This window comes from Arthrobacter sp. H14 (genome assembly GCF_000520495.1).
GTDB lineage: Bacteria > Actinomycetota > Actinomycetes > Actinomycetales > Micrococcaceae > Arthrobacter_C.
In genome coordinates this window covers 1-5,095 of record NZ_KI914669.1, presented here as the reverse complement: position 1 = coordinate 5,095, position 5,095 = coordinate 1, and the positions used below count along the sequence as shown (strand labels likewise).

Annotated in this window: 5 protein-coding genes; 3 read left to right on the top strand and 2 right to left on the bottom strand. The window is 64.0% G+C overall.

Annotation, left to right across the window (positions count from 1 at the left end; translation table 11 throughout):
• Positions 1 to 40 precede the first annotated feature (40 nt).
• Together Y707_RS0115580 and Y707_RS0115575 are read right to left on the bottom strand one after the other, a co-directional pair.
• On the bottom strand, positions 41 to 841 hold the full coding sequence (locus Y707_RS0115580) for a basic amino acid ABC transporter substrate-binding protein (protein ID WP_026535778.1): 801 nt from the start codon (positions 839 to 841) through the stop codon (positions 41 to 43).
• A 116-nt stretch (positions 842 to 957) separates the two neighbouring features.
• Positions 958 to 2,406, bottom strand: coding sequence for an isochorismate synthase (locus Y707_RS0115575; protein ID WP_081744923.1), 1,449 nt, complete (start codon positions 2,404 to 2,406; stop codon positions 958 to 960).
• Positions 2,407 to 2,538: 132 nt separating this feature from the next.
• Here Y707_RS0115575 and Y707_RS0115570 point away from each other — a divergent pair, with 132 nt between their 5' ends.
• The 3 genes from Y707_RS0115570 to Y707_RS0115560 form a co-directional block, all read left to right on the top strand.
• Positions 2,539 to 3,309 (top strand): demethylmenaquinone methyltransferase, encoded by a 771-nt coding sequence (locus Y707_RS0115570; protein ID WP_081744922.1) that lies wholly within the window; start codon positions 2,539 to 2,541, stop codon positions 3,307 to 3,309.
• Positions 3,310 to 4,629 (top strand): geranylgeranyl reductase family protein, encoded by a 1,320-nt coding sequence (locus Y707_RS0115565; RefSeq protein ID WP_026535775.1) that lies wholly within the window; start codon positions 3,310 to 3,312, stop codon positions 4,627 to 4,629.
• Positions 4,630 to 4,638: 9 nt separating this feature from the next.
• Positions 4,639 to 5,095, top strand: a 457-nt coding sequence (locus tag Y707_RS0115560; RefSeq protein ID WP_026535774.1) for a polyprenyl synthetase family protein, incomplete at its 3' end; no start/stop codon positions are given.

Here is a 5,095-nt window from a genome sequence, read left to right as displayed (position 1 = left end):
CAGTGCCGACGGGCCATAGGACCCGCCGGCGCCGTGAACACTACTGTTCGGTGAAGTACTTATCGTAAATCTTCTGGTAAGTGCCGTTGTCGCGCAGCTCGGCGAGCTCCTTGTTAACACCTTCCATTAGGGCTTCACTTCCCTCTTCCTGGACAGCAAACCCATACTTCTCGTTGGTGTCGAACTCTTCGACAATGGTGAATGCGCCCTCTTCGGTGTGACGCAGGTTGACCGGCAGATCCTGCAGCACGGCGTCAATACCGCCGGACTTAAGCGCCGGGAAAAGTTCTGCGTCGCTGGGGTAGGAGCGAACTTCGGCGCTCCCAGGGACGTTTTCCTCGGCGTAGTTCTGGCCGGTGGTTCCCTGCTGTACACCGACACTCTTGTCAGCCAGGTCCTCAATGGACTTGATATCGGAACCCTCGGGGACCAACAGCGACTGCAGGGAGTCGTAGTACGGTTCGGAGAAGTCGAGATTCTCTTCACGATCTTCGGTGATGGTCATAGCGCTTGCACCAATGTCGCAGGTGCCGGCGGCCAGTGCTGCACCACTCTGCAGACCCTCGAAGCCCACATCCTTGATGGCTATCTTAAGGTCCAGTCCGGTTGCGATTTTGCCGATGAGTTCCATATCGAAACCGGTGTACTCGCCGCCTACTTCGAACTCGAACGGCGGGTAGGGGATATCTGAGCATACTGTCAGCGTTCCTGGCTGGGTCAGTGCCAGCTCAGAACCGCCTCCGCCGCCTTCGGTGCTGCCGGCATCGTCGCCGCCACCACCGCAAGCAGTAAGCGCCAGCGTGGACGCTGCGATCAAAATGAATGGGACACGTGCCCGCATGGGAGCTGCCTTTCATGGGTGTTCACTGGGATGCGGATAAAGGTCAGGCACCACGGCAACCTTTGTTTACCTTTATGTCGCGGAATGACTTTACCACCCGAAAACAATGCCGGTGATTAAGATCTCATACCAAGTGCCTGCAGCATCGGGCGGAACTTTGCCCATGTTTCGGCAAGTTCGGCCTCCGGATCGGAGGCGGCGACAATGCCACAGCCGGCGAAAAGCCGGATAGACTGCGGGTTCTCGACGACGGCGCCGCGCAGCGCGATGCCCCATTCACCGTTGCCCGCCGCGTCCATCCAGCCGACCGGACCTGCATACGGGCCACGGTCCAGATCTTCCAGTTCATGGATCAATGCCGCCGCCGCACCGGTCGGCGTTCCGCACACCGCCGCCGTCGGATGCAGGGCTGCGGCCAGGGCCAGCGACGTCGGCAGGTTTCCGTCCCTCCGCGCCAGCTCGGCACTAACGTCCGAGGCCAGGTGCCAAACGTTTGGCAGTTCGAGCACGAACGGTTCACTGTGGGCGGTCATCGTGGAGGTAAACGGCTCCAGCTGACGGGTCAGTGACTCGATCGCGAACTGGTGTTCGTGGCGCTGTTTCTCATCGGAGGTCAGCCCGTTTTCCGCGTAATCGGTACCGGCATCCGGCGCATTGGCGCGGTCAAGAGTTCCGGCCAGCACACGGGCGCGGGCGGTGCTGCCTTCGACCATGATCAGCATTTCCGGCGTGGAACCAATCAGCCCGTCCACGCCATAGGTCCAGCATTCGCGGTAGCGCATCGCCAGTTCACGCAGCACCTGGGCGGTATCCACCGGCGCCGGAAGATGTGCGACGACGTCGCGCGCCAGGACGATTTTCTCCAGCGCCTCCGCTTCAATCCGTTTGACGCCCTCGCGGACCGCAACGGTCCACTGTGCCTCGCTCAACGCCCCGGTCTGCAGCGTTGCCTCAGCCATTTCGCCATCATCCGGCCCGGTGCCCGGCGACTCATCGCGCGTTCCGCCATCCGCTGACCGGCTGTTGTCCGGATCACCGAAGTCCGCGGCGCGAACATCCGCACCAGCTTCGGTGGATGCTTCAAGCACCATTTCCAGAGCGGCTTGGGCGCCCTCAGCGGTCAGCTTCGCGCCGTCGTCGGTGGTGATTTGAGTCAGCCAGCCCTTGCCGCCGTGCGAACCGACGATCAGTTCCGGCACGATAAGCCGGGATTCCCACGCGGAGGTGCGTGAAAACGAGAAGGACCCGAACGCCACCGGACCGGTGCCGGGCAACTGGACGTGGTCCTCGACGTCGGCATTGGCCGCCAGCCGGCGCCACCACTGCTGGGCGTCCTCGAACCGGTCCGCACCCGAGGTAGTGATCCGGGTGAGTTCGCCGAAACCGACCAGGCCTTCTTCGCGCCGGGTCCAGCAGAGGAGGTCGTCGCGGACCAGATAGTCGAGCAATCCGGTCAACGCGTGGATGTCGCTGAGCTCCACCGTGATGGAACGGAGCCGGCCTTCAGGAGGCGCCGGCGCAGCGATGAGAGACTCCGCAGGAGCGGTGGAGGACGGGTTGGTCATGATGAGTTAAGCCTACTCGCCGGTGCGGTGCCGCTTTGCACGGGCGCTTTCCCGACGCTTTCCCGGGCGGCCGGATGCCCCCTGCCGCAGGGCCGGTTCGGTAGTGTCAGCAACATTTGAGACAATACTCAAGTGAACCGTGCATCTTTGGATAAGCGCCCGGATGAAGTGGCTGCAATGTTTGACGACGTTGCGCCCAAATACGACGTGGTCAACGACGTGCTGTCGATGGGGCAGACCCGCCGCTGGCGCCGCATTGTCGTTGATGCGGTCGATGCCGTCCCCGGACAGCGGGTGCTTGATCTGGCCGCTGGAACCGGCACCTCCAGTGAGCCCTATGCGGACGCGGGGATCGACGTCGTCGCCTGTGACTTTTCCCTGGGTATGCTCCGGGTGGGGAAGCGGCGCCGTCCGGACATCGACTTCATCGCCGGTGATGCCACCAACCTTCCGTTCGCCGACAACTCCTTTGACGCGACGACGATTTCCTTTGGGCTGCGCAACATCAATGAGCCGAAGAAGGCGCTGGCCGAGATGCTGCGCGTGACCAAACCAGGCGGACGTCTGGTGATCGCCGAATTCTCGCATCCGGTGGTTCCCCTGTGGCGCACGATGTACACGGAGTACCTGATGCGGGCGCTGCCGGCGATCGCCACCAAAGTCAGTTCCAATCCGGACGCGTACGTTTACCTGGCGGAGTCGATCCGCGCCTGGCCGGACCAGGACGAACTGGGCGGCTGGCTCGGCGGATCCGGCTTCACCGATGTCGCCTACCGGAACCTCAACGGCGGGATCGTGGCCGTCCACCGCGGCACAAAACCCCGTGCCGCCGCTGGAGGAGCGGATCCGCGGCGAATGCCACAGGCGAGACTGCGGAAGAAGAGCACGAGGGCTGTCAACTAAGTGTCGGTACTGATTGTCGGAGCGGGCCCGGCCGGTTCCACCGCCGCGTACTACCTGGCCAAGGCCGGGATCGAAACCACCGTGCTGGAAAAGACCAGCTTCCCGCGGGAGAAGGTCTGCGGCGACGGACTGACGCCCCGGGCGGTCCGGGAAATCCAGCGGCTCGGCCTGCCGCACGAGGATTCCGCCGGCTGGCGCCGCAACAAGGGGCTTCGGCTGATCGCCGGCGGCAGGACCGTTGAGGTGCCATGGCCGGAACTTTCCGACTTCCCCGACTACGGGCTTGTGCGCACCCGGCTGGGCTTCGACGAAGCACTTGCCCGGCATGCGGAGGACGCCGGTGCACGCATCCTGGAACGGCACAGCGTCACCACGGCCATCAGGAACGACGCCGGCAGGGTGGTTGGTGCCCGGGCCAACCTGCTCGATGGCAACGGCAGGAAAACCGGCGAGACTAAAGACTTCCATGCCGACGTCGTACTGGGCGCCGATGGCAATTCCGCACGCACGGCGCTGTCGTTGGGAATCCAGAAGCGCGACGACCGCCCGCTCGGGGTAGCCGTACGGACCTACTACACCAGCCCACGGCACGACGACGACTGGATGGAGGGGTGGCTGGAGCTGCCCGATTCGGCCGGTAACCCGTTGCCCGGCTACGGCTGGGTCTTCGGCGTCGGCGACGGCACCTCCAATGTCGGCCTGGGCATCCTCAACTCCTCCAATTCCTTCGGGAAGCTGGACTACAAGCAGGTGCTGCGCGAATGGACTGCGGCGATGCCGGCCGAGTGGGGGTACCGGGCCGAAAACCAGGTCGGGGAGATCCGCGGTGCCGCCCTGCCGATGGGGTTCAACCGCACGCCGCATTACAGCCCCGGTCTGATCCTCCTCGGGGACGCCGGCGGCATGGTGAGCCCCTTCAACGGAGAAGGTATTTCGTATGCGATGGAGTCGGCCCGGATCGCCGCCGGACTCATCGCTGATGCACAGGGCAGCATGGCGGCAGGCAACGGCGGGACCGGCACCCGCGGTGGAACCAATCTCGACGCCGCCCTGCGCCGGTATCCCGACATCATCCGGAACGAGTGGGGGAGCCACTTTACGCAGGGACGGCTCTTCGCCCAGCTGATCGGTAAACCGCGGATCATGAAGCTGGCATTACGCACCGGCATGCCGGTTCCCGTGCTGATGCGCTTCGTGGTCCGCCTGCTGGCCAATCTGACCGATAACGGTGGCAAGGGCTTTGAGGATAGAGTTGTTCATCTGTTGGAGATGCTGACTCCGCCCACCTCCAATCAGACGTCCGCCCCCTCGAATAGTTAGTGTTATCCAGTGACTAATTCCGCCAACACCAGCTGGGCCAGTGCCGGCCATGGTGTTTCCGACGCCGCCGAGGTGGATACGTCGACCAGCCAGATTGCCGCCGGGCTGAGCCTGCCCACGGGATTTGAAGTGATCGCGGGGGATCCGGATCTTGGTCCGGCCGTCGCGACAAGTCTGGCGAAGGTGGAGAAGCAGCTTCGGGAAGCGATCTCCCACTCAGACCCGCTGGCCGATGCGGCCAGCCGCCATCTGGTCGAAGCCGGCGGCAAGCGGATCCGGCCCCTGCTGACGATCCTGGCCTCGCATCTCGGCGACGCCGCCAATGCGAAGGTCACCCAGGCCGCCGTCGTCGTCGAGCTGACGCACTTGGCTACGCTTTACCACGATGACGTGATGGACTCGGCGCCGTACCGCCGCGGCGGGCCGACGGCTCACGAAGTGTGGGGCAACAGCGTCGCCATCCTGA